The organism is Enterobacter cancerogenus (genome assembly GCF_019047785.1).
Lineage (GTDB): Bacteria > Pseudomonadota > Gammaproteobacteria > Enterobacterales > Enterobacteriaceae > Enterobacter > Enterobacter cancerogenus.
This window is the reverse complement of sequence record NZ_CP077290.1, coordinates 2,262,288-2,285,411: the sequence shown is the minus strand read 5'-3', so window position 1 is coordinate 2,285,411 and position 23,124 is coordinate 2,262,288. Positions and strand designations below refer to the sequence as shown.

The following is a 23,124-nucleotide window of genomic DNA, read 5'->3' as shown; positions in this document are numbered from 1 at the left end:
CGCTTCTCAGATGAAGTGCTTACGCAAACGTTGAGAGAGGAAATCCAGCAGGCTGACGGTGATGATGATGAGCACCATCAGGGCGCAGGTTTGCTGGAACTGGAAGCCGCGAATCGCTTCCCACAGGGTGACGCCAATCCCGCCCGCGCCGACCATGCCGACGACGGTTGCCGAGCGAACGTTAGATTCAAAGCGGTAGAGCGAATAGGAGATCAGCAGCGGCATGACCTGCGGCAGTACGCCGTAGAGGATCTCTTCAATTTTGTTGGCCCCGGTGGCGCGTATGCCCTCGACCGGGCCAGGTTCAATGGCTTCCACCGCTTCGGAGAGCAGCTTGGAGAGCACGCCGGTGGTGTGTATAAACAGCGCCATTACGCCCGCAAACGGGCCGAGACCGACGGCGACCACAAACAACATGGCGAAGACCATTTCATTGATGGCGCGGCAGGCGTCCATCAGGCGGCGCATCGGCTGATAAACCCACCATGGCACGATGTTTTCGGCGCTCATCAGGCCAAACGGGATGGAGAGGATGACGGCGAGGGCGGTGCCCCAGACGGCGATTTGCAGGGTAATGGCCATTTCGCCAAGGTAATCCTGCCACTGGCTGAAGTCCGGCGGGAAGAAATCGGCGGCGAAGGTCGCCATGTTGCCCGCGTCTTTGACCAGCAGCAGCGGGTCCATTTCCGCGCCCTTCCAGGAGATAACGAGCACCGCCAGCAGAATGGCCCAGCTGATCAGCGAGAACCAGCTGCGCTTTGGCGGTGGGAGTGTGATGGTTTGCATGGTGACTCCTTTGGGTTTAGTCCCCTCTCCCTTGAGGGAGAGGGTTAGGGTGAGGGGGATATGTGCACGCTGATGCCCTCACCCCGGCCCTCTCCCACAGGGAGAGGGAGAAAAGATTTACTGCACCGCTTTATTCACGCTGGTCATCGCGCCGAGCGCGGCGGTCAGGCGGTCGAGATCGTCCAGCTGCGCCTGAATTTCAGACACTTTGCTGGTCTTCTCGTCCTCCTTCAGCCCCTTGTTGTTCTTCACGCCCTGCATCTGTTTGAACAGCGCCAGCTGGCGAATCGGGACCAGCTGCAGGTCGCTTGAGGCGCGGAACGGTGCCCAACCCAGCTTCTCCAGAACGGCTTTTTCTTCCGGCGTTTTGCCGTAGGTCATAAAGAAGTCGTACACCTTGTCCTTGGTGCTTTCGGAGAGGTTTTTACGCCACACAATCGGGTCGCCCGGGATCAGCGGTGATTTCCAGATCACCTTCAGTTCTTTCAGCTTGTCCGGCGCGGAGGTCTTCAGCTTGTCGAGGTTTTCGGTGTTATTGGTTGCAACGTCCACCTGCTTGTTCGCGACGGCCAGGGCGTTGGTTTCGTGGCTGGCGTTGACGGTGCGCTTGAAGTCGCTGGCGGAGGCGTTGTTTTTGGCGAAGACGTAATAGCCCGGCACCAGGAACCCGGAGGTGGAGTTCGGGTCGCCGTTGCCAAAGGTCAGATCCTTGCGTTTGGCGAGCAGATCGTTGAGGTTATTGATCGGGCTGTCTTTGTTAACGATCAGCACGCTCCAGTAGCCCGGGGAGCCATCTGCCGCCACGGTCTGCGCAAATACCTGGCCATTGGCGCGGTCTACCGCTTCCATTGCGGAGAGGTTGCCGTACCAGGCGATGTCCACTTTGTTAAAGCGCATCCCCTGGATGATGCCCGCGTAATCCGGGGCGAAGAAGGCGTTCACTTTGATCCCCAGTTTAGTTTCCATATCTTTCAGGAACGGTTCCCACTGAGGCTTCAGGTTTTGCTGTGACTCCGTCGAAATAATGCCAAAGTTCAGCGCTTTTTCCTGCTCCTGGGCGTATGCCGGGCTTAACAGGGTGCTGATGCTGAACATGCTGGTAAAGGCCAGCGCGGCAACGGCTTTGTAGCTCATGTACTTTCCTCGGATCGGGTGAATTAAGCAGCCTGCGCGCTCTCTTCGACGCGGTTTATGCTGCGGTAGAGATGGTCAAAACGGTCGTTATCAAACTGATGGCTTGCGCCATCAAAGAACACATGTCCCTGACGCAGGGCGACGATGCGTTCGCAGTAGCGCAGGGCGTAGTCCACCTGGTGCAGCGTGACCACCACGGTGATGCCGTCGTTCTGGTTGATGTCGCGCAGGGTCTCCATCACGATGCGCGCCGATTCCGGATCCAGCGAGGCGATGGGTTCATCGGCCAGAATGATTTTCGCTTTCTGCATCAGGGCGCGGGCAATCGCGACGCGCTGCTGTTGTCCACCGGACAGGGTAGACACGCGCTGGTGGGCGAAATGGGCCATGCCGACGCGGGTCAGCGCCTGCAGCGCCTCTTGCTTCTGTTGGGGAGAGAACCAGCGCAGGCAGGTGCGCCAGAACGGGGTGCTGCCGAGCGCGCCGATGAGCACGTTCTCCAGCACCGTCAGGCGGTTCACCAGGTTGAACTGCTGGAAGATGTAGCCCGTCTGGGCGCGGCTTTTACGGATATCGCTCGCCAGACGGCCGGCGCGCTGGACGGTATTACCCAGCAGCTCGACGTGGCTTTCCGGCGTTTTATCGCAGGTAATGAGGCCACTTAAATGGCGCAGCAGGGTGGATTTCCCTGAACCGGATGGCCCCAGCAGCGCCACCATTTCGCCCTGCTGGACGGTCAGATCAACGGCGTGCAGAGCCTTGTTGTGATGAAAGGTCTTGCTGAGTTTCTCGACGCGGATGACGGTTTGCATGTGCGGGGCCTCATTGAAAATGTGGCCTCATGCTGGCGCATCAATATGACATTTGGGTTAAGTTCCGGTTGCGGGAAGTTGAAGAGTTGAGGTGAAAGCGATGACAGTCCATGCAGGACCGGTCAGCGCAGCCTCACCGGGCGTTGTTGCCGGCTACGCTGCGCTTATCCCGCCTACGACGTTTGTTGATGTTTAACCACGTTAACCATCCACGGCACGCCGTATTTGTCGGTGACTTTCCCGAACCCGTGCGCCCAGAAGGTCTCCTGCCAGGCCATGTCAACGTTGCCGCCTTCGGCCAGGTTATCGAACCAGCGTTTACCTTCTGCCACGTCCTGCGTGTCCAGTACCAGCGTGAAACCGGCGTATTGCGCGCTGCTACCGGGGGGCTGGCCGTCGCTCATCATGATATCGCTGCCCGCGATGCGAACGTTGGAGTGGGCGATGGCCGTATCAGGGAACTGCATGCCGGAGGGGCAGCCTTCTTCGCTGCTGTCGTCTTTCGGCATGTCGCCGTAGGTCATTGAATAGAGAATGTCTGCACCGAGCGCGTGCTGATAGAAGACGGACGCTTCTGCACAATTGCCGGAGAATGAGATGTAGGGACTTAATGGCATAATCATTACCTCAGGTAAGAAAAGCCCATTAAGTGTAGTGCCAGACAGCCCGGTAAGCGAAGCGCCACCGGGCAGGGAAATCAGTTCTTTTTCACGAACTCGGATTTCAGCTTCATCGGGCCAAAGCCGTCGATTTTGCAATCAATGTTGTGGTCGCCTTCCACCAGACGGATATTCTTCACTTTAGTGCCGATTTTCAGCATGGAGGAGCTGCCTTTTACCTTCAGGTCTTTCACCACGGTTACGCTGTCGCCGTCTGCCAGCAGGTTACCGTTAGCATCTTTCACTACCAGCGCATCGTTATCCTGCGAAGGCTCTGCGTCATTCCATTCGTGAGCGCATTCCGGGCAGATAAACATTCCGCTATCTTCATAGGTGTATTCAGAGTTGCATTTCGGGCAGTGTGGAAGTGACATGTTGGTATCCTCAAAAAGTGGTTAACACGCTGGAAAATGCCAGCTAAATGACGGCAGAGTGCCGAAAAAGGCGGCAAGTATAGCGCAAATCCACACTGTTGTCGGTGACATTCAGAAATAAAAACGGGTGAAATACACGCCAGGAATGACATTTCCTGTCAGTCGCTTTAGCCATTCTGATGGCACGACCTCGCCGGAAAGCAATTACGCTAAATATATCGAATATTTTATTGCATCAAATTGCTACGCCCTTCCATTTCGGATAAGGTTAAGCAACACGCTGTTATTTTCCCGCGAACGCTCAGGTTACGCATTCCGTGACGATGAGAGGACACCCCTCATTTTAGGTGGGTAAATAATGATGATATATCCTGAAGTTTCCTGAAAACAGGCTTAGCTTTTAATCTTTTGGCTTTCTGGTCAAGGGTGATGCTTTACATATCTGGCACGGAAAGTAATTAATTTTTGATTGCCATCAAATAGTTATATTTAGCGAACGTGTTTTCCATACGTGATCATATAAGCCGTAAAACAATAATTAAAACATCGTAGCTTAATAAAAGTAATAAATTTGCGTTAGGGGAAGGCTTTTATCATGCACACACAGACTATTTTTGAATTAAGCCAGGAAGCTGAACGCTTGTTACAGCTTTCCCTGCAGAATCTCGATACGTTGAAATCAATGCCGATGGCGATGTTGAACAGCACAACATCTGCCATGAGCGGTGAAAAGAATAATGTTTTGCCTTTGCATTTCAGCACGCGCGGCGTCGACGCGCAGCAGGCCATGCTGAATAATGAATTACGCAAAATAACCCGTCTTGAAATGGTATTGGCCATTGTCGGGACCATGAAGGCCGGTAAGTCCACCACCATTAATGCGATTGTCGGAACGGAAGTGCTGCCAAACCGTAACCGGCCCATGACCGCGTTGCCTACGCTCATCCGCCATACGCCAGGGCAGAAGGAGCCGATCCTGCACTTCTCTCATGTCTCGCCTATTGATACGTTGATCCAGCAGTTGCAGCAAAAGCTCTGCGATTACGATCGCGGCAAGCTGGCGCAGCGGCTGGAAATTGATAAAGACATGAACACCCTGCTGGAGCGGATCGAAAAAGGTGAGGCGTTTGAAAAACATCACCTGGGGGCCGAGCCGATATTCCACTGCCTGAAAAGCCTGAACGACCTGGTTCGCCTCTCGCTGGCGCTGGGCGTGGATTTTCCGTTCTCTGAATATGCGGCCATTGAGCACATCCCGGTGATTGAGGTGGAGTTTGTTCACCTGGCGGGTCTGGACGCGCATCTGGGCCAGCTGACGCTGCTCGACACGCCGGGGCCAAACGAGGCCGGGCAGCCGCATCTGCAAAAAATGCTCGCTGAACAGCTGGCGCGCGCTTCGGCGGTGCTGGCGGTAATGGATTATACCCAGCTTAAGTCGATTTCTGACCACGAGGTGCGCCAGGCGATTTCCGCCGCAGGGAAATCGGTGCCGCTGTACGCCCTGGTGAATAAATTCGATCAGAAAGATCGCAACAGCGATGACGAAGAGCAGGTGCGCGCGATGATCTCCGGCACGCTGATGAAGGGAAATATCTCTCCAGGGCAGATTTACCCGGTCTCGTCCATGTGGGCGTATCTGGCAAACCGCGCGCGCTATGAGCTGACCACTCACGGTCGGTTGCCTAATCATCAGGCCCAGCGTTGGGTGCAGGATTTTGCCGAAGCGGCGCTGGGACGCCGCTGGCGCACGGCTGATTTAGATGATATCGACCATATCCGTCATGCCGCCGATCTGCTGTGGGAAGACTCATTGTTTGAGCAGCCGATCCGTAAGCTGATTTACGCCGCCTATGCCAATGCGTCGCTGTTTGCCCTGCGCTCAGCGTCGCATAAGTTGCTGAACTATGCGCAAAACGCCCGGGAATATCTTGATTTCCGCTATCAGGGGCTGACGGTGGCCTTTGACGAACTGGAACTGAATATCGCCCGGCTTGAAGATGATATGGCGATGTTGCAGACGCGCCAGAACGTGGTCAGCGATGAAGTGGCGCATGAGGTTGAGCAGACCCTTACCGCCACCGATGCGTTTATGGCTCAGCAAAATCGCTCGCTTCGACAGGCGATTGGTGATGTCTTTAGCCGCCAGGCGCTATTGAATGTCGCGGGGGTTGATCCACACAGCCCGCGCCGAAGTGAGCCGGACGCGCTGCTCCAGCTGGTGCTGGAAGATGAAGGGCAGGCGCAGGTGGTGCTGAGCAAGATCCGCTCTTCCTGCGAGCTGATCATGCTGGATGCGCAGAATAAAATCAGCCGGGAGCTGGCGCTCCGCTTCGATCAGCTGGAATCTACGCTGGCGCGCTCGCTGAATGAGGCGATGCGTCCCATTGAGACGCGTATTAAGGAACAGCTGAGCCATGCCGGGTTCCGGGCGAGGATCAGCTTCCCGGCGTTTCAGGCAAACCAGCTTAACTTCAACACGCGGGGGCTGTTCAACGACGCTATCGTGCTGGATAACCGCCCGGCCGGACAGCCGTCGGTGACGGGAGGTGTGCGCGATACGGTATCCCGCTGGCTGAACAATCCGGGCTGGGGCTGGGAAGATTATGTGGTGACGCGAACGCGGTATGTTATTGACGTTGGTCAGCTCCATGACAAGTTTAAGCAGCATATTGACCAGTTTTGTGAACAAATCCGTAAAGCTTTGTCGGCGCAGGTCGATGTCTCTGTCAGGGCGGGTATGGCAACGTTCTTTGCAGAATTTTCGTTATGCCTGACCGGATTACAAGAAAGCTTGCGTGATAGCCTCGCAGTTCGTCAGCAAAATGAGCACGCCACCCGGGCGCTCAGCCAGCTGTTGAAGCAAAGTATTACAACTGCGACGTGGATTCAGGAAGATACCCGACTGTTACGCGATGATATTCAAACCTTATTCGCGGCAGAGCAACCATGACAACACAGCTACTGGACGGTCCCGGGCGGACGCTGGAGTGTATTCATCCAAAATTTATGGTCGATCTTGTTCAGGGGGTGGACGCGACGCGTCATGCCCACCTCGGGCCGCAGCAGGTGCAGTTTCGTGAGCGTTTGACGCAGGAGATAATGACGCATACCCGGCTGCGGCCGTGGGCGATGGCGGGAATGCTCAACGAAAATGCAGCGTTGCGACTGGGGCTGGCGGAAAAATTAGCCGGTATGCTCGACCCGGGCCATCTGGCGCTGACCCGGATGACGGAAAAACTGCAGACCCTGCGCCAGCAGGCAGGCCCGCGCGCTTCGCAGTCTCCCGGCCTTCTTCAGCAGTACAGCGAACTCTCTTCGCATTTTCAGCAACGTGCCGCTTATAAAGAGAAGGCGCTTACCCAGCGCGGCCTTACCGTGCAGGCAGGGGAGCACAGCGAACAGATTTTTACCCGCTGGCGCGCCGGGCATTATGACGGCTGGTCGCTTGCCGGGCGGTGCTATATTGCCCTGGAGGAGCTGCGCTGGGGGGCGTTTGGCGATGCCTGTCGCCTGGCAAATGAAGACGTCGCCGTAATGCTTAAGGATGACCTGCGCAGCATGGCGGCCAACTACCTTGCGCAGGAAATTAATGCTTCTCCCGCGACCCGACATTTTTATCATCAATGGCTAACGACGCCCGCGGCTCCCGGGCTAATGGATCATAAAGACATGCTCGGCTGGTTGGGCGACTGGTGTCAGGGGGACAGTCATCCGGTGAGCTGGTCTGTGACGCAAAACTGGCAAACGGTGGCGCTGGGTATGCCGAGGCTGTGCTCTGCCAGACGGCTGGCGGACGGGATGGTTGAAGAGATTTTCAGTTAACGTTTTCCCCTCACCCACAGGGTGAGGGGATGGCTTGATGCTGTTAATGATGCATTTCGACTGGCTCAGGCTTCGGTTGCTCTGGTGCAACATTCCCGAAGCGTTTGGCGTACAGCGCGGTAATGATAGGTACCAGAATCGCGGTGACAATCACGCTGGCGGCAACCAGGGCGGTGGCGGACGCGGCAACCGGTTCGAACGCAGGGTTAATCTGGGCGATGATCACCGGGTTTGCTACCGCGGCACCCGCAGCTGAAGAGGCGGCAACCCCTGCCGTGCCGTTTCCTCCCCCTATCACGCGGTCGGCGATGATCAGCGGAATACCGGTGATGACGATGACCGCCACACCCAGAACGATGCCCAGCAGGCCGGTATCGAGGATCACATTCAGGTTAATAGTGTTACCCAGCGCGAAACCGAAGAACGGGATCAGCACCGGCGTGGCTTTACTGAAGAAATCACGCAGATCGTGGTCGAGGTTGCCTAACGCAAAACCGATCAGGAACGGCAGGATCGCGCCGACAAAATGATGCGGTTCGAATGACGCCAGACCGGCAGAACCGAGGATCAGCATTGTCATCAGCGGACCAGATTCCAGCGACATCAATACGAATGCCCCGGATTCTTCTTTGGTGCCGTACTGGTTCATCAGGCTGGCATATAAACCACCGTTGGTCATATCCATTGCGGAGACGATGGCCAGAACGGATAACCCTGCAAAGAATCCGGTCTGAATACCGTTTTCGGGAATAAACAGCGCGCAGACCATTGCCACTATCCAGGCGACGGCAATCTTAGTGAGGACCAGCGTACCGGACTTGCGTAATACGGTGCCCGTCGCGCGTAAGTTTATTGACGCACCAATACAAAAAAACCATACCGCCAGAATCGGCACCGTGCCGGTTATCATCCCTTTTGTGAATCCGCCAAAATATGCCCCGGTATCCGGTGCCAGCGTATTTAAGATTGCGCCTAGTACCAGGGGAACCAGCATCATCCCACCGGGAATGCGTTCTATCGTGGCTTTAATCTTCATGTTTAACCCTCACATCTCGTCCCGCGTGGTTGGCGGAAAATTTAAAAAATAGTGCAATAAATTCAATTGATTAATCGATTAAGGAATCGGTTAATGCGTTATCCATGCAATAAAATTAATTAAGGTCTTTCTGAACACGTTCAGCAGAACGCGCCGGGAGCGCTAAGTTCGGATTTATCATGCGATCAATGGAATGATGATTCAATGAAAATAAAACAGTGTTTTAGTTATCTTTGTCACATATTTAATGTAAACATCAGACGCGCTTTTTGATAATTAAACTTTATGTAAAGTTGATGTGAAGAAATGTGGTTTGTTTCTTGTTGCCGGTGTGCAAAAACAGCGAGGAGGGTTAAACCTAAGCGTGAAAAAAAGGACGCCGTTGGCATGAATTGACGAAAGCTGACGAGGGGGAAATATATATGTGAAGTTGATCACAAATATAAACGCTGGTAGGGTAAAGAGGTCATTAACTGCCCATGCAGGCGTCAACAGGTTCGGTTGTATCGACGTGAAACGTCAATGTAAGTAAACCTGCTACGCTTGAATTAGGAGATTCGCATGGAGCGGATCTCAGGTTCACAGATCGCCATAAAGACTGTGGAACGGACAGGGCTGAGTCTACGAGGAAAGCTATGCTTAGAAGGAAAAAGGTAAAACCCATCACGCTTCGCGATGTCACTATTATTGATGACGCGAAATTGCGTAAAGCGATCACCGCTGCCTCGCTCGGTAATGCGATGGAGTGGTTTGATTTTGGTGTCTACGGCTTTGTGGCCTACGCGTTAGGTAAAGTATTCTTCCCCGGTGCCGATCCCAGCCTGCAGATGATTGCAGCATTGGGTACGTTCTCTGTTCCCTTCCTGATTCGCCCGCTGGGCGGCCTGTTCTTCGGGATGCTGGGTGACAAATACGGTCGCCAGAAAATCCTTGCTATTACTATTGTGATTATGTCGATAAGTACATTCTGTATCGGCCTAATTCCGTCTTACGCCTCTATTGGTATTTGGGCACCGATCCTGCTGCTGCTCTGTAAAATGGCTCAAGGCTTCTCCGTGGGCGGTGAATATACCGGCGCGTCGATCTTCGTCGCGGAATATTCCCCGGACCGTAAGCGTGGCTTTATGGGAAGCTGGCTGGACTTTGGCTCGATTGCCGGGTTTGTCATGGGCGCAGGCGTGGTCGTTCTGATCTCCACCGTGGTCGGTGAGGCGAACTTCCTCGAATGGGGCTGGCGTATTCCGTTCTTTATAGCATTGCCGCTGGGCATCATTGGCCTTTACCTGCGTCATGCATTAGAAGAGACACCGGCGTTCCAGCAGCACGTTGAGAAGCTGGAGCAGGGCGACCGTGAAGGACTGCAGGACGGCCCGAAAGTGTCGTTTAAAGAGATTGCGACTAAGCACTGGCGTAGCCTGTTGACCTGTATCGGTCTGGTGATTTCGACCAACGTGACCTATTACATGTTGCTCACCTATATGCCGAGCTACCTGTCGCATAACCTGCATTACTCTGAAGACCACGGCGTGCTGATTATTATCGCCATTATGGTCGGTATGCTGTTCGTGCAGCCGATTATGGGGTTAATGAGCGACCGCTTTGGCCGTAAGCCCTTTATTATTCTGGGTAGCGTTGCGCTGTTTGCGCTGGCGATCCCCGCGTTTATTCTGATTAACAGTAACGTGCTGGGCCTGATTTTTGCCGGGCTGCTGATGCTGGCGGTGATCCTTAACTGCTTTATCGGGGTTATGGCGTCGACGCTACCGGCGATGTTCCCGACGCATATTCGCTACAGCGCGCTGGCCGCCGCGTTTAATATCTCGGTTCTGATTGCGGGCCTGACCCCAACGCTTGCCGCCTCGCTGGTGGAAAGCACCCAGAACCTGATGATGCCGGCTTATTATCTGATGGTCATTGCGGTGATTGGTCTGATTACTGGTATCACCATGAAGGAGACGGCCAACCGTCCGCTGAAAGGGGCGACGCCTGCCGCTTCGGATATTGCGGAAGCGAAGGATATCCTGCGTGAGCACTACGATAACGTAGAGCAGAAGATTGAAGACATCGATGCAGAGATTGAAGAGCTTCAGAAAAAACGCACCCGACTGGTGGATCAACATCCACGGATTAACGAGTAATAAAAAACCCGCCGCTGGCGGGTTTTTTTTAGCATCCTGCAGCGATGTAGTCGCCGTTGGCGCTGATGGGGATCACCGTCAGGAACAGGACGGTGGCAAATAGGATCAGAATGACCCCGCCGGCAATTTTGACCGCCGGAACCAGCCAGCTCAGCGAGGAGCTGCCGCCGAACCAGGCCACCGTACGTTCACGGGCGTAACGTACTGCCAGCGATAACCCCATAATAGAAAGCGCTGTTCCCAGCGACATCGTCATTACCGCGGCGATCCCCCACGTCACAATCCCCAGTGCGTTCGAGAACATCAGGATCATTATTGCGCCGCTGCATGGCCGCGCGCCGATTGCCAGAATCACGCCCAGGCGCGTTTTCCAGTCACCTTTTGTCAGGTCCGCGCCCACGCCGTGGTGCCCGCAACCGCAGTTTTCATCGTGCTGGTGAGGTCTGATGGCCCGAATGGTCATTCTGCGCGGGCGCAGGCTTTTCAGTGCCTGGTAAATGACAAACGCGCCGAATGCGCCAATCAGCACCGCGCTTATCTTCTCTACATACCAGCGGCTGGTGCTGATATCGCCCGAGGCGAGGTTAAAACCCACGGCCAGGATAAAGACAAAGAGAACGGCGCTTGCGCCCTGCATCAGGCTACCAAGAAAGGGGACAACGCGTGCGGCGAGTTCGCTCTCTTTATTGGTGCTGAGATAGGTGGTGACAATGAATTTGCCATGGCCCGGACCTATGGCGTGGAGTACGCCATAAAGGAAAGCACCCGTTATTAGCCATAATCCACCGCTGTACTGGTGATTGTTCAGTTGAAGCAGGTACATCACCAGATAGCGATGCAGGGTAATCTGCGTTGCCAGACACCACTGGATAAAGGCATTCCAGTGGGCATGCAGGGTGAATCCTGCGAAGAGGAGTACCAGCAGCATTATTCCTGCTGTGGGGATACGCCAGTCTCGGCTGAGACGTTGTGTTGTCATGGGGTGGCCTGCCGGGGAGTATTTTTCGCCAGTATAGTCGATTTTGTCTCGCTAAATGTAGGATCGCGCAGCGCGGGCAGGCCCGATTGTGGATAAGTCTGTGTGTAAAAAGGTATAAGGCGGGGTTTTGCTGTGGAATGCAGCAGTCAGTCATTTTTCTGTCATTTAGCGGTTGCGGCGGCGCGAGAACTCCCTATAATGCGCCTCCATCGACACGGCGGATGTGAATCACTTCACACAACAACCGGTCGGTTGAAGAGAAAAAATCCTGAGATTCAGGGTTGACTCTGAAAGAGGAAAGCGTAATATACGCCACCTCGCGACAGAGCGCTAAAGCGCGTCGCAACTGCTCTTTAACAATTTATCAGACAATCTGTGTGGGCACTCAAAGTGACATGGATTCTTAACGTCGCAAGACGAAAAATGAATACCAAGTCTCTGAGTGAACATACGTAATTCATTACGAAGTTTAATTCACGAGCATCAAACTTAAATTGAAGAGTTTGATCATGGCTCAGATTGAACGCTGGCGGCAGGCCTAACACATGCAAGTCGAACGGTAGCACAGAGAGCTTGCTCTCGGGTGACGAGTGGCGGACGGGTGAGTAATGTCTGGGAAACTGCCTGATGGAGGGGGATAACTACTGGAAACGGTAGCTAATACCGCATAACGTCGCAAGACCAAAGAGGGGGACCTTCGGGCCTCTTGCCATCAGATGTGCCCAGATGGGATTAGCTAGTAGGTGGGGTAACGGCTCACCTAGGCGACGATCCCTAGCTGGTCTGAGAGGATGACCAGCCACACTGGAACTGAGACACGGTCCAGACTCCTACGGGAGGCAGCAGTGGGGAATATTGCACAATGGGCGCAAGCCTGATGCAGCCATGCCGCGTGTATGAAGAAGGCCTTCGGGTTGTAAAGTACTTTCAGCGGGGAGGAAGGTGTTGTGGTTAATAACCACAGCAATTGACGTTACCCGCAGAAGAAGCACCGGCTAACTCCGTGCCAGCAGCCGCGGTAATACGGAGGGTGCAAGCGTTAATCGGAATTACTGGGCGTAAAGCGCACGCAGGCGGTCTGTCAAGTCGGATGTGAAATCCCCGGGCTCAACCTGGGAACTGCATTCGAAACTGGCAGGCTAGAGTCTTGTAGAGGGGGGTAGAATTCCAGGTGTAGCGGTGAAATGCGTAGAGATCTGGAGGAATACCGGTGGCGAAGGCGGCCCCCTGGACAAAGACTGACGCTCAGGTGCGAAAGCGTGGGGAGCAAACAGGATTAGATACCCTGGTAGTCCACGCCGTAAACGATGTCGACTTGGAGGTTGTGCCCTTGAGGCGTGGCTTCCGGAGCTAACGCGTTAAGTCGACCGCCTGGGGAGTACGGCCGCAAGGTTAAAACTCAAATGAATTGACGGGGGCCCGCACAAGCGGTGGAGCATGTGGTTTAATTCGATGCAACGCGAAGAACCTTACCTACTCTTGACATCCAGAGAACTTTCCAGAGATGGATTGGTGCCTTCGGGAACTCTGAGACAGGTGCTGCATGGCTGTCGTCAGCTCGTGTTGTGAAATGTTGGGTTAAGTCCCGCAACGAGCGCAACCCTTATCCTTTGTTGCCAGCGGTTAGGCCGGGAACTCAAAGGAGACTGCCAGTGATAAACTGGAGGAAGGTGGGGATGACGTCAAGTCATCATGGCCCTTACGAGTAGGGCTACACACGTGCTACAATGGCGCATACAAAGAGAAGCGACCTCGCGAGAGCAAGCGGACCTCATAAAGTGCGTCGTAGTCCGGATTGGAGTCTGCAACTCGACTCCATGAAGTCGGAATCGCTAGTAATCGTAGATCAGAATGCTACGGTGAATACGTTCCCGGGCCTTGTACACACCGCCCGTCACACCATGGGAGTGGGTTGCAAAAGAAGTAGGTAGCTTAACCTTCGGGAGGGCGCTTACCACTTTGTGATTCATGACTGGGGTGAAGTCGTAACAAGGTAACCGTAGGGGAACCTGCGGTTGGATCACCTCCTTACCTTAAAGAACCTGCCTTTGTAGTGCTCACACAGATTGTCTGATGAAAAGTAAATAGCAAGGCGTCTTGCGATTGAGACTGACACGTCCCCTTCGTCTAGAGGCCCAGGACACCGCCCTTTCACGGCGGTAACAGGGGTTCGAATCCCCTAGGGGACGCCACTTGCTGGTTCGTGAGTGAAAGTCACCTGCCTCAGTATCTCAAAACTCATCTTCGGGTGACGTTTGAGATATTTGCTCTTTAAAAATCTGGATCAAGCTGAAAATTGAAACGACACACATGTTATGTGTGTTCGAGTCTCTCAAATTTTCGCAAGTCGATGGTGAATCGAAAGAAACATCTTCGGGTTGTGAGGTTAAGCGACTAAGCGTACACGGTGGATGCCCTGGCAGTCAGAGGCGATGAAGGACGTGCTAATCTGCGAAAAGCGACGGCGAGGTGATATGAACCTTTGACCCGTCGATGTCCGAATGGGGAAACCCAGTGCAATTCGTTGCACTATCGTTAACTGAATACATAGGTTAACGAGGCGAACCGGGGGAACTGAAACATCTAAGTACCCCGAGGAAAAGAAATCAACCGAGATTCCCCCAGTAGCGGCGAGCGAACGGGGAGCAGCCCGGAGTCTGAATCAGCTTGTGTGTTAGTGGAACGGTCTGGAAAGTCCGACGGTACAGGGTGATAGTCCCGTACACGAAAGCACACATGCTGTGAACTCGAAGAGTAGGGCGGGACACGTGGTATCCTGTCTGAATATGGGGGGACCATCCTCCAAGGCTAAATACTCCTGACTGACCGATAGTGAACCAGTACCGTGAGGGAAAGGCGAAAAGAACCCCGGCGAGGGGAGTGAAAAAGAACCTGAAACCGTGTACGTACAAGCAGTGGGAGCCTCTTTATGGGGTGACTGCGTACCTTTTGTATAATGGGTCAGCGACTTATATTCTGTAGCAAGGTTAACCGTATAGGGGAGCCGAAGGGAAACCGAGTCTTAACTGGGCGTTAAGTTGCAGGGTATAGACCCGAAACCCGGTGATCTAGCCATGGGCAGGTTGAAGGTTGGGTAACACTAACTGGAGGACCGAACCGACTAATGTTGAAAAATTAGCGGATGACCTGTGGCTGGGGGTGAAAGGCCAATCAAACCGGGAGATAGCTGGTTCTCCCCGAAAGCTATTTAGGTAGCGCCTCGTGAATTCATCTTCGGGGGTAGAGCACTGTTTCGGCTAGGGGGCCATCCCGGCTTACCAACCCGATGCAAACTACGAATACCGAAGAATGTTATCACGGGAGACACACGGCGGGTGCTAACGTCCGTCGTGAAGAGGGAAACAACCCAGACCGCCAGCTAAGGTCCCAAAGTCATGGTTAAGTGGGAAACGATGTGGGAAGGCACAGACAGCCAGGATGTTGGCTTAGAAGCAGCCATCATTTAAAGAAAGCGTAATAGCTCACTGGTCGAGTCGGCCTGCGCGGAAGATGTAACGGGGCTAAACCATGCACCGAAGCTGCGGCAGCGACGCTTATGCGTTGTTGGGTAGGGGAGCGTTCTGTAAGCCGTTGAAGGTGTGCCGTGAGGCATGCTGGAGGTATCAGAAGTGCGAATGCTGACATAAGTAACGATAAAGCGGGTGAAAAGCCCGCTCGCCGGAAGACCAAGGGTTCCTGTCCAACGTTAATCGGGGCAGGGTGAGTCGACCCCTAAGGCGAGGCCGAAAGGCGTAGTCGATGGGAAACAGGTTAATATTCCTGTACTTGGTGTTACTGCGAAGGGGGGACGGAGAAGGCTATGTTAGCCGGGCGACGGTTGTCCCGGTTTAAGCATGTAGGCGGAGGTTCCAGGTAAATCCGGTACCTTTTAACGCTGAGGTGTGATGACGAGGCACTACGGTGCTGAAGTAACAAATGCCCTGCTTCCAGGAAAAGCCTCTAAGCATCAGGTAACACGAAATCGTACCCCAAACCGACACAGGTGGTCAGGTAGAGAATACCAAGGCGCTTGAGAGAACTCGGGTGAAGGAACTAGGCAAAATGGTGCCGTAACTTCGGGAGAAGGCACGCTGATATGTAGGTGAAGCCCCTGCGGGTGGAGCTGAAATCAGTCGAAGATACCAGCTGGCTGCAACTGTTTATTAAAAACACAGCACTGTGCAAACACGAAAGTGGACGTATACGGTGTGACGCCTGCCCGGTGCCGGAAGGTTAATTGATGGGGTTAGCGGCAACGCGAAGCTCTTGATCGAAGCCCCGGTAAACGGCGGCCGTAACTATAACGGTCCTAAGGTAGCGAAATTCCTTGTCGGGTAAGTTCCGACCTGCACGAATGGCGTAATGATGGCCAGGCTGTCTCCACCCGAGACTCAGTGAAATTGAACTCGCTGTGAAGATGCAGTGTACCCGCGGCAAGACGGAAAGACCCCGTGAACCTTTACTATAGCTTGACACTGAACACTGGTCCTTGATGTGTAGGATAGGTGGGAGGCTTTGAAGCGTGGACGCCAGTCTGCGTGGAGCCGTCCTTGAAATACCACCCTTTAATGGCTGGTGTTCTAACGTTGACCCGTAATCCGGGTTGCGGACAGTGTCTGGTGGGTAGTTTGACTGGGGCGGTCTCCTCCCAAAGAGTAACGGAGGAGCACGAAGGTTAGCTAATCCTGGTCGGACATCAGGAGGTTAGTGCAATGGCATAAGCTAGCTTGACTGCGAGAGTGACGGCTCGAGCAGGTGCGAAAGCAGGTCATAGTGATCCGGTGGTTCTGAATGGAAGGGCCATCGCTCAACGGATAAAAGGTACTCCGGGGATAACAGGCTGATACCGCCCAAGAGTTCATATCGACGGCGGTGTTTGGCACCTCGATGTCGGCTCATCACATCCTGGGGCTGAAGTAGGTCCCAAGGGTATGGCTGTTCGCCATTTAAAGTGGTACGCGAGCTGGGTTTAGAACGTCGTGAGACAGTTCGGTCCCTATCTGCCGTGGGCGCTGGAGAATTGAGGGGGGCTGCTCCTAGTACGAGAGGACCGGAGTGGACGCATCACTGGTGTTCGGGTTGTCATGCCAATGGCACTGCCCGGTAGCTAAATGCGGAAGAGATAAGTGCTGAAAGCATCTAAGCACGAAACTTGCCCCGAGATGAGTTCTCCCTGAGACTTTAAGTCTCCTGAAGGAACGTTGAAGACGACGACGTTGATAGGTCGGGTGTGTAAGCGCAGCGATGCGTTGAGCTAACCGATACTAATGAACCGTGAGGCTTAACCTTACAACGCCGAAGCTGTTTCGGCGAAGAGACAGACAATCAAATTTCAGCTTTGATACAGATTAACAGAATTTGCCTGGCGGCTTTAGCGCGGTGGTCCCACCTGACCCCATGCCGAACTCAGAAGTGAAACGCCGTAGCGCCGATGGTAGTGTGGGGTCTCCCCATGTGAGAGTAGGGAACTGCCAGGCATCAAACAAGAAGAACCCCGTACCGTAAGGTGCGGGGTTTTTTGCTTTTGGTTGGGATGAGGCGAAGCTATAACAGCTGATAAAAACGTTCCAGGATCAGTCCGGTAGCTTATTAGAAAAGAAAAGCTACCGACTGAAAGTATGAGTGTTTCAACGTTTAAAAGACGGAAAATCAAAAATATTAAGAACTTTTCTTGCAGCTAATAAGGCTTCAGGAAGACTCTTCAAGATAGATGATCTTGTCTGTGTCAAAGCTGCTATGCATTTGAATGATCTCAATATTCATGATGTTTTCATCACAATGCTTATCGCCATTCATAATCACGAACTTAACGTTTTTATCCTTCATACTGAAAAAAGAGGTTCCAAAACATCCCGCAATGTTTTTAGGTAATAACCTCTGAGTATGAAGATACTCTAACGGAATATTATCCGGAAGCACTGTAATATTATTACCCAGGGCTGTGCATAGTTCATGATTTAATTCATGATTGGCTGGATGGCCTTTGTAAATTATGGACGTCTCATTAGGCAGCATCCCTGAAGATTTAAGCTCAGTGATTTTTCTTAACATTGCCTGATGATGCGCAGTTCTCTTTCGAATATCAGGGTAGAAAGTTGTTAGAAAGAGCGTGGCATCTCTATATTTTGCTATTGCTGATAATCGTACACGAAGGTCTTCAGGAATATTTAACAATCGGTCCCATATTCCACTATTTGATAGCAACGAGATATCACCCTCTTTATAGGATAAAGGAATTATGGAAGGTTGCAGTTCATCAAAGAAGTGGTTTTTTACCGTTTTGTTATAAAAAGGTTCGAGTAAATAGTACTTTGTATCAATAAAATAATGCCAAATATAATTATCGGCAATATTCCATTCCCATGAGCCCAACGGTTTATTCATCATTAAAAGGTGCTGGAACACTTCCGACCTTTCACGCATCATTTTTCTCAATAGTTTACCATCAAATCGACCTATCATAACGCGTTGAATAATGGTGCCGGTGCCATCATCATACAGATGAAGTTTAAGTTGCTTTAACGGTATCTTCGGCAAAACTCTTTGTAATAATGGTACTAATATAACTGTTTCATGGATAATGTTTGTATGAATTTCAATTGTATAGTCCTTTTTATTGGCGATGAATTTAGCAACGCTATCGAGTTTTTGTGATAAATATTCATTAACATTGTAAGAAAATACAGTTCTGCCATTTACTAGCGCAGCGTTATTTAACTTTAATCTCCCAAGGATAAGGATACTGAAGACGTTTTCGTCATCAATGGACTGAACATAATTGTTCAATTGCTGCGTCAAAGGAAGGGACGCTGGTTCAATATAGATTTTTAGGGTTTTCATGCTCATATTTTTTTAAGTCTTCGTTTTCGAATACATTAATTAAATATTTTATGCAATTCCTATGCCAATTATTGTTTGCGCTATTTGGTAGGCTTTGATGGGTTGGAACAAAAAAAAGGAAGTCTTTCTTCCGTAAAAGGAAGGTATGTTTCGTATTTAATGAAGTGTTAGCAGAGCTATGGGGACCAAAGCAGGTAATGCCTGGTAGACTGAATGCCAGGGGAGGGAACTGTATTTCCAGAAAGCAAAAACCCAGCCATAGGCTGGGTTCTTTAAATAGTGGTGCCCGGACTCGGAATCGAACCAAGGACACGGGGATTTTCAATCCCCTGCTCTACCGACTGAGCTATCCGGGCAACGGAGCGCATTAAACCGCAATCACGCCTGACCGTCAACATTATTTCGGGAAAAGCCGTTCAACTGCTTAACTTTGCGTCAATATGACGGTTTACGCAGCGAAAACGACAAATTTACCGCTTAAGCTTAGGTCAATGCCCCACCCATACGGCACTGGGCGAAGCGCAGAATATCTTCTGCCAGTCGATGTGCTGTTTCCACGTCGGCATGACTACGGTTTACCAGCATACGGCTCAGGCAGCCCTCCAGCACCAGCTCCATCTGTTTAGCCACCATCGCCGGATCGTCCACTTCAAGCGTAGTCAGCAGCTCATGGGTGAAGTCATGCGCCGCACGCTTTTGCTGATCCGCCAGCTGGTGAATCGGATGGCCTGGGTCCGGGTAGAACGTACAGGCGGCGATAAACAGACAGCCCGGATAGCGGTTGTTGCTTACGCATTCGGACAGGGCGGTATAACGCGCCAGCAGTTTCTGTTCTGTCGTCAGCTCTTCATTTAACATCAACTGCCTGCGCCAGGCATCAACCTGTTGGCTAAGATAGCGCAGGGCATCGTAAAGCAGCGCTTCTTTATCAGGCCAGAAGCGTGTTAATTCATCCAGAGGGTAATCGATACGGTCGGCGACCATCTCAAGCGTGGTGCTGGCGATCCCTTGAATCTCAAGTAATTGCAGGGCTTGTCCCAGTACGTCTTCGCGTTGCACGGTTTTCTCCTCCGCTGTTCCCACGGTTTGTCCCGTTTAAAGTGTTGTTTACGGTTGGCGATCGTGCAAATGCGCACTGAACGCTGCAGCATCCATAAACCCGGTGACACGCAGTGCCGGTTGTTCTTCGCCCTGTTCATTGAAAAACAGGATCGTAGGCAGACCGAGCACGTTAAGTTGCTTAAGCAGGGCCTTATCCTGCGGGCTGTTTGCCGTGACGTTCGCCTGTAGCAGAACCGTCTCTTTCAGCGCACGTTGCACCTGCTGATCGCTAAAGGTGTATTTTTCAAACTCTTTGCAGGCCACGCACCAGTCGGCATAGAGGTCCAGCATTACGGGTTTCCCCTTTGCCTGAACCAGCGCGCGGTTAAGTTCATCCACGTTTTTAATCTGCGTGAAGCTGAGATGCGCCTGCGATTGACCCGCTGGCGCACCAAACGCCCAGTCCTGCAGCGGACGAACGCTTATCAGTGCGGCGGCAAGGAGAAGAACTTGTACCAGACGCATCCACGGTTTTTTTGCCCCGAGGCTGACGATAAATGCCCAGGCGAAGAACGCCACGCCGAGCATCGCCCACAGACGTGTGCCCCAAACGTCACCGATGATGCGTTCCAGCAGGAAAACCGGCAGGGCCAGGATCACAAAGCCAAATGCCGTTTTAACCGTCTCCATCCACGGGCCATTTTTAGGCAGCAGGCGGTTGCCAAACACCGTAACCAGGATCAGCGGCAGGCCCATACCCAGTGCGTAAAGATAAAGCGTACCGCCGCCCAGCCACATATTACCGCTCTGGGCGATGTACAGCAGGATCGCGCTAAGTGGCGCGGTTGTGCACGGAGAGCAAATCAGTCCGGCGATGGCCCCCATCGCGAACACACCGCCTGCTGAGCCGCCCTGCTGACGATTACTCATCAGCGTTAAGCGTGTCTGCAGGGAAGAGGGCAGTTGCAGGGTAAACAGGCCGAACATCGACAGTGCCAGCAGAATAAACACGCCCGACAGGCCGATGAGCACATACGGATGCTGAAGTGCTGCCTGGAACTGTAGCCCGGCTGCGGCCACAACAAGGCCAAGCGCCGTATAGGTCAGCGCCATGCCCTGTACGTAAATAAAGGCCAGTAGCAGCGCACGGGCGGTGGACAGACGTTGCTTACCGCCCAGCACAATGCCTGAAATCAGCGGATACATCGGCAGCACGCACGGGGTAAAGGCGATGCCAATACCAATCAGTAAGGCCCAGAGCGCGGAGAAAGGAAGGTCTGAAGCGCTCTCCCCCTCATCCTTCACGTTGGAAGGTGGAGGTGAAATGGTGGCGGCAGCGCTTACTTCACTTAGGGGAACCACCTTCGTCTCAGGGGGGTAGCAGAACCCCGCGTCGGCGCAGCCCTGGTAAGTGATCGTCAGCGTGGCACCTTTGTCGGCCTGATTTACCGTAACGGGCACGTCCAGCCGCTGGCGATAGATTTCGCTTTTGCCATAAAACTCATCCTCGTGCCACTCGCCGGCGGGCATCTGTAATGCGCCTACGCTTGCCTGAGCGGGCGTGATGCTGACCTGCTTGCGGTAGAGGTAATAGCCCTCTTTCACCTGCCAGGTGAGGTTGAGGTCGTGCTGGTTCTGCTGAAAATCAAAAACAAACGCCTGGTCAGCAGGAATAAAGTTTGAACGGCCGGGTGCGTCAAACAACCCGGCAAAGGCTGATGTGCTGCACAGCAGCAGGATCAGCGTAAAGAAGCGTTGAGCCATGAGAGATAATCGTTATCGCCGTGGACGACTGGCAGCGCCAGCAGTTCTGGAGTTTGGTAAGGATGATGAGACTTAAGGCAATCAAGGAGCGCCTGCTGGTTCGCCAGGTTGGTTTTAAGCAGCATCTGGACTTCGTATTCTTGTTCCAGTTTGCCTTCCCAGTAGTAGAGGGACGTGGCACCGGGAAGAAGAGTCACACAGGCGGCCAGTTTCTCGGCCAGCACTTTAGCGGCGAGATCCTGGGCAGAGGCTTCATCTGGGGCGGTACAAAGTACGACAACAGCATCAGGCGTGTTCACAAGTCGACCTCCTCATCACGAAAGGCCTCACTATATCACGCACGGCGGGTGGTCATTAATGAAACGGGCCGCAGAGCGGCCCGATTTTAACTATTTTTACAACGGCTAACGGTTTACAGAACGATACCGCCGATGATAAAGCCGAGGATAACGCACAGGGAAATCGCGACGACGCCCGGGATCAGGAACGCGTGGTTAAACACGTACTTCCCGATACGGGTCGAACCGGTGTCATCCATCTCAACCGCCGCCAGCAGGGTTGGATACGTTGGCAGCACGAACAGCGCAGATACCGCGGCGAAAGAGGCGATCGCGGTCAGTGGCGTTACGCCCAGCATCAGGGCCGCTGGCATCAACGCTTTGGTGGTCGCCGCCTGAGAGTAAAGGAGGGTCGCCGCGAAGAACAGCACCACGGCCAGCAGCCACGGATAGTTATGCAGCAGGTCGCCTGCAATGGTTTGGATATCGCTGATGTGGGCTTTCACGAAGGTATCGCCAAGCCATGCCACGCCAAGCACGCAAACGCAGGCGCTCATGCCGGATTTAAAGGTGCTGGCGTTCAGCACTTCGCTGGTGTCGATTTTACAGGTAATGCTAATCAGCGTGGCGATAGTCAGCATAAACACCACAATCGCTTCGTTACGCGGCAGAACCGGGTTCTGGATCAAGCCCACGGTGTCGCTGATGGCGGTGGCGTAGAACATCACGGCAACGATACCAATCAGGAACAGCAGTACGGAGCGTTTTGCGTGCGGCTTCAGCTCGAAGACCTGGCTGCCGCGCAGTTTCACTTCACCTTTCGCCAGACGTTCCTGATAAACCGGGTCATCTTTCAGCTCGGCGCCCAGGAAGTTACACAGCACGGCGGTAATCATCACGGCAATCAGCGTGACCGGAATACAGATGGCCAGCAGCGTCAGGTAGCTCACGCCCATCGGCTCCAGAATACCGGCGAAGAAGACCACGGCGGCGGAAATGGGCGATGCGGTGATGGCAATCTGAGACGCCACAACCGCGATAGAGAGCGGGCGAGAAGGGCGGATACCCTGCTCTTTCGCCACTTCGGTGATCACCGGCAGCGTGGAGAAGGCGGTGTGCCCGGTACCGGCGAGAATGGTCATAAACCAGGTCACCAGAGGCGCAAGGAAGGTGATGTATTTGGGATGGCGGCGCAGCATACGCTCCGCCAGGCTGACCAGGTAGTCCATCCCGCCAGCCACCTGCATGGCGGCGATAGCGGCGATAACCGCCATGATGATTTCGATGACGTCAAACGGGATTGCGCCGGGTTTGATCTGGAAGATCAGGGTGAGAACGAGCACCCCGAGACCACCGGCAAACCCAATGCCAATGCCCCCGAGTCTTGCTCCCAGATAAATCGCCAACAGGACGATGACGAGTTCTGCTCCAAACATATATGCCTTCCTTGTTTATTAACAA

The 23,124-nt window shown here is 53.3% G+C and carries 15 protein-coding genes, 2 tRNA genes and 3 rRNA genes; 7 read left to right on the top strand and 13 right to left on the bottom strand.

The genetic code is table 11. From position 1 onward, the window contains the following. Positions 1-6: 6 nt before the first annotated feature. The 5 genes from phnE to I6L58_RS10700 form a co-directional block, all read right to left on the bottom strand. The gene (phnE, locus tag I6L58_RS10720; protein ID WP_006177347.1) at positions 7-786 is read right to left on the bottom strand and encodes a phosphonate ABC transporter, permease protein PhnE; all 780 of its coding nucleotides are present in this window, start codon (positions 784-786) and stop codon (positions 7-9) included. A gap of 117 nt (positions 787-903) precedes the next feature. After that, entirely contained in the window at positions 904-1,920 is a 1,017-nt protein-coding gene (gene phnD, locus I6L58_RS10715) for a phosphonate ABC transporter substrate-binding protein (protein WP_088209340.1), read from the bottom strand. A 23-nt stretch (positions 1,921-1,943) separates the two neighbouring features. Then, positions 1,944-2,732: a phosphonate ABC transporter ATP-binding protein gene (gene phnC, locus I6L58_RS10710; RefSeq protein ID WP_006177344.1), complete on the bottom strand. Its 789-nt coding sequence runs from the start codon at positions 2,730-2,732 to the stop codon at positions 1,944-1,946. A 173-nt stretch (positions 2,733-2,905) separates the two neighbouring features. Further along, entirely contained in the window at positions 2,906-3,349 is a 444-nt protein-coding gene (yjdN, locus tag I6L58_RS10705; protein WP_088209341.1) for a VOC family metalloprotein YjdN, read from the bottom strand. Positions 3,350-3,429: 80 nt separating this feature from the next. Further along, a complete protein-coding gene (locus I6L58_RS10700; protein ID WP_042321114.1) occupies positions 3,430-3,765 on the bottom strand; it encodes a zinc ribbon domain-containing protein YjdM in 336 nt (111 codons plus the stop codon). 595 nt (positions 3,766-4,360) lie between these two features. Here I6L58_RS10700 and crfC point away from each other — a divergent pair. Next, a complete protein-coding gene (gene crfC, locus I6L58_RS10695; RefSeq protein WP_058610481.1) occupies positions 4,361-6,715 on the top strand; it encodes a clamp-binding protein CrfC in 2,355 nt (784 codons plus the stop codon). Beyond that, on the top strand, positions 6,712-7,587 hold the full coding sequence (locus tag I6L58_RS10690) for a diguanylate cyclase regulator RdcB family protein (protein WP_088209342.1): 876 nt from the start codon (positions 6,712-6,714) through the stop codon (positions 7,585-7,587). Before crfC ends, I6L58_RS10690 begins: the two co-directional genes overlap by 4 nt. Positions 7,588-7,630: 43 nt before the next feature. Here the strand turns inward: I6L58_RS10690 and kdgT are convergent, their stop codons facing one another. Beyond that, positions 7,631-8,623, bottom strand: coding sequence for a 2-keto-3-deoxygluconate transporter (kdgT, locus tag I6L58_RS10685; RefSeq protein ID WP_058610482.1), 993 nt, complete (start codon positions 8,621-8,623; stop codon positions 7,631-7,633). A gap of 635 nt (positions 8,624-9,258) precedes the next feature. Here kdgT and proP point away from each other — a divergent pair. After that, on the top strand, positions 9,259-10,761 hold the full coding sequence (gene proP / locus I6L58_RS10680; protein ID WP_088209343.1) for a glycine betaine/L-proline transporter ProP: 1,503 nt from the start codon (positions 9,259-9,261) through the stop codon (positions 10,759-10,761). 28 nt (positions 10,762-10,789) lie between these two features. Here proP and I6L58_RS10675 read toward each other — a convergent pair whose 3' ends face one another. Next, positions 10,790-11,740: a nickel/cobalt transporter gene (locus I6L58_RS10675; protein ID WP_088209344.1), complete on the bottom strand. Its 951-nt coding sequence runs from the start codon at positions 11,738-11,740 to the stop codon at positions 10,790-10,792. 491 nt (positions 11,741-12,231) lie between these two features. Here I6L58_RS10675 and I6L58_RS10670 point away from each other — a divergent pair. The 4 genes from I6L58_RS10670 (at position 12,232) to rrf (ending at position 17,217) form a co-directional block, all read left to right on the top strand. Continuing rightward, positions 12,232-13,771 (top strand): 16S ribosomal RNA (locus tag I6L58_RS10670). An 85-nt stretch (positions 13,772-13,856) separates the two neighbouring features. Beyond that, positions 13,857-13,932: transfer RNA gene (locus I6L58_RS10665), tRNA-Glu, on the top strand. 192 nt (positions 13,933-14,124) lie between these two features. Next, positions 14,125-17,029: ribosomal RNA gene (locus I6L58_RS10660) — 23S ribosomal RNA — on the top strand. Between the two features lie 72 nt (positions 17,030-17,101). Continuing rightward, positions 17,102-17,217, top strand: a 5S ribosomal RNA gene (rrf, locus tag I6L58_RS10655). The 16S, 23S and 5S rRNA genes sit together here with 1 tRNA gene alongside, the layout of an rRNA operon. Positions 17,218-17,428: 211 nt before the next feature. Here rrf and I6L58_RS10650 read toward each other — a convergent pair. The 6 genes from I6L58_RS10650 to I6L58_RS10625 all read right to left on the bottom strand — a co-directional run bounded on the left by I6L58_RS10650 (position 17,429) and on the right by I6L58_RS10625 (position 23,099). Beyond that, a complete protein-coding gene (locus I6L58_RS10650; RefSeq protein ID WP_176399435.1) occupies positions 17,429-18,580 on the bottom strand; it encodes a hypothetical protein in 1,152 nt (383 codons plus the stop codon). Between the two features lie 280 nt (positions 18,581-18,860). Next, positions 18,861-18,936 (bottom strand) — tRNA-Phe (locus I6L58_RS10645). Positions 18,937-19,063: 127 nt separating this feature from the next. Beyond that, positions 19,064-19,639 carry a transcriptional regulator gene (locus I6L58_RS10640; protein WP_088208690.1) on the bottom strand — a complete coding sequence of 192 codons (576 nt, stop codon included), beginning with the start codon at positions 19,637-19,639 and terminating at the stop codon, positions 19,064-19,066. 48 nt (positions 19,640-19,687) lie between these two features. Then, positions 19,688-21,385: a protein-disulfide reductase DsbD gene (locus tag I6L58_RS10635; protein ID WP_088208691.1), complete on the bottom strand. Its 1,698-nt coding sequence runs from the start codon at positions 21,383-21,385 to the stop codon at positions 19,688-19,690. Further along, positions 21,361-21,684 (bottom strand): divalent cation tolerance protein CutA, encoded by a 324-nt coding sequence (gene cutA / locus I6L58_RS10630; protein ID WP_006178929.1) that lies wholly within the window; start codon positions 21,682-21,684, stop codon positions 21,361-21,363. The genes I6L58_RS10635 and cutA overlap by 25 nt, the downstream gene beginning before the upstream one ends. Positions 21,685-21,797: 113 nt before the next feature. Beyond that, positions 21,798-23,099 carry an anaerobic C4-dicarboxylate transporter gene (locus I6L58_RS10625; protein ID WP_088208692.1) on the bottom strand — a complete coding sequence of 434 codons (1,302 nt, stop codon included), beginning with the start codon at positions 23,097-23,099 and terminating at the stop codon, positions 21,798-21,800. Positions 23,100-23,124: the final 25 nt, after the last annotated feature.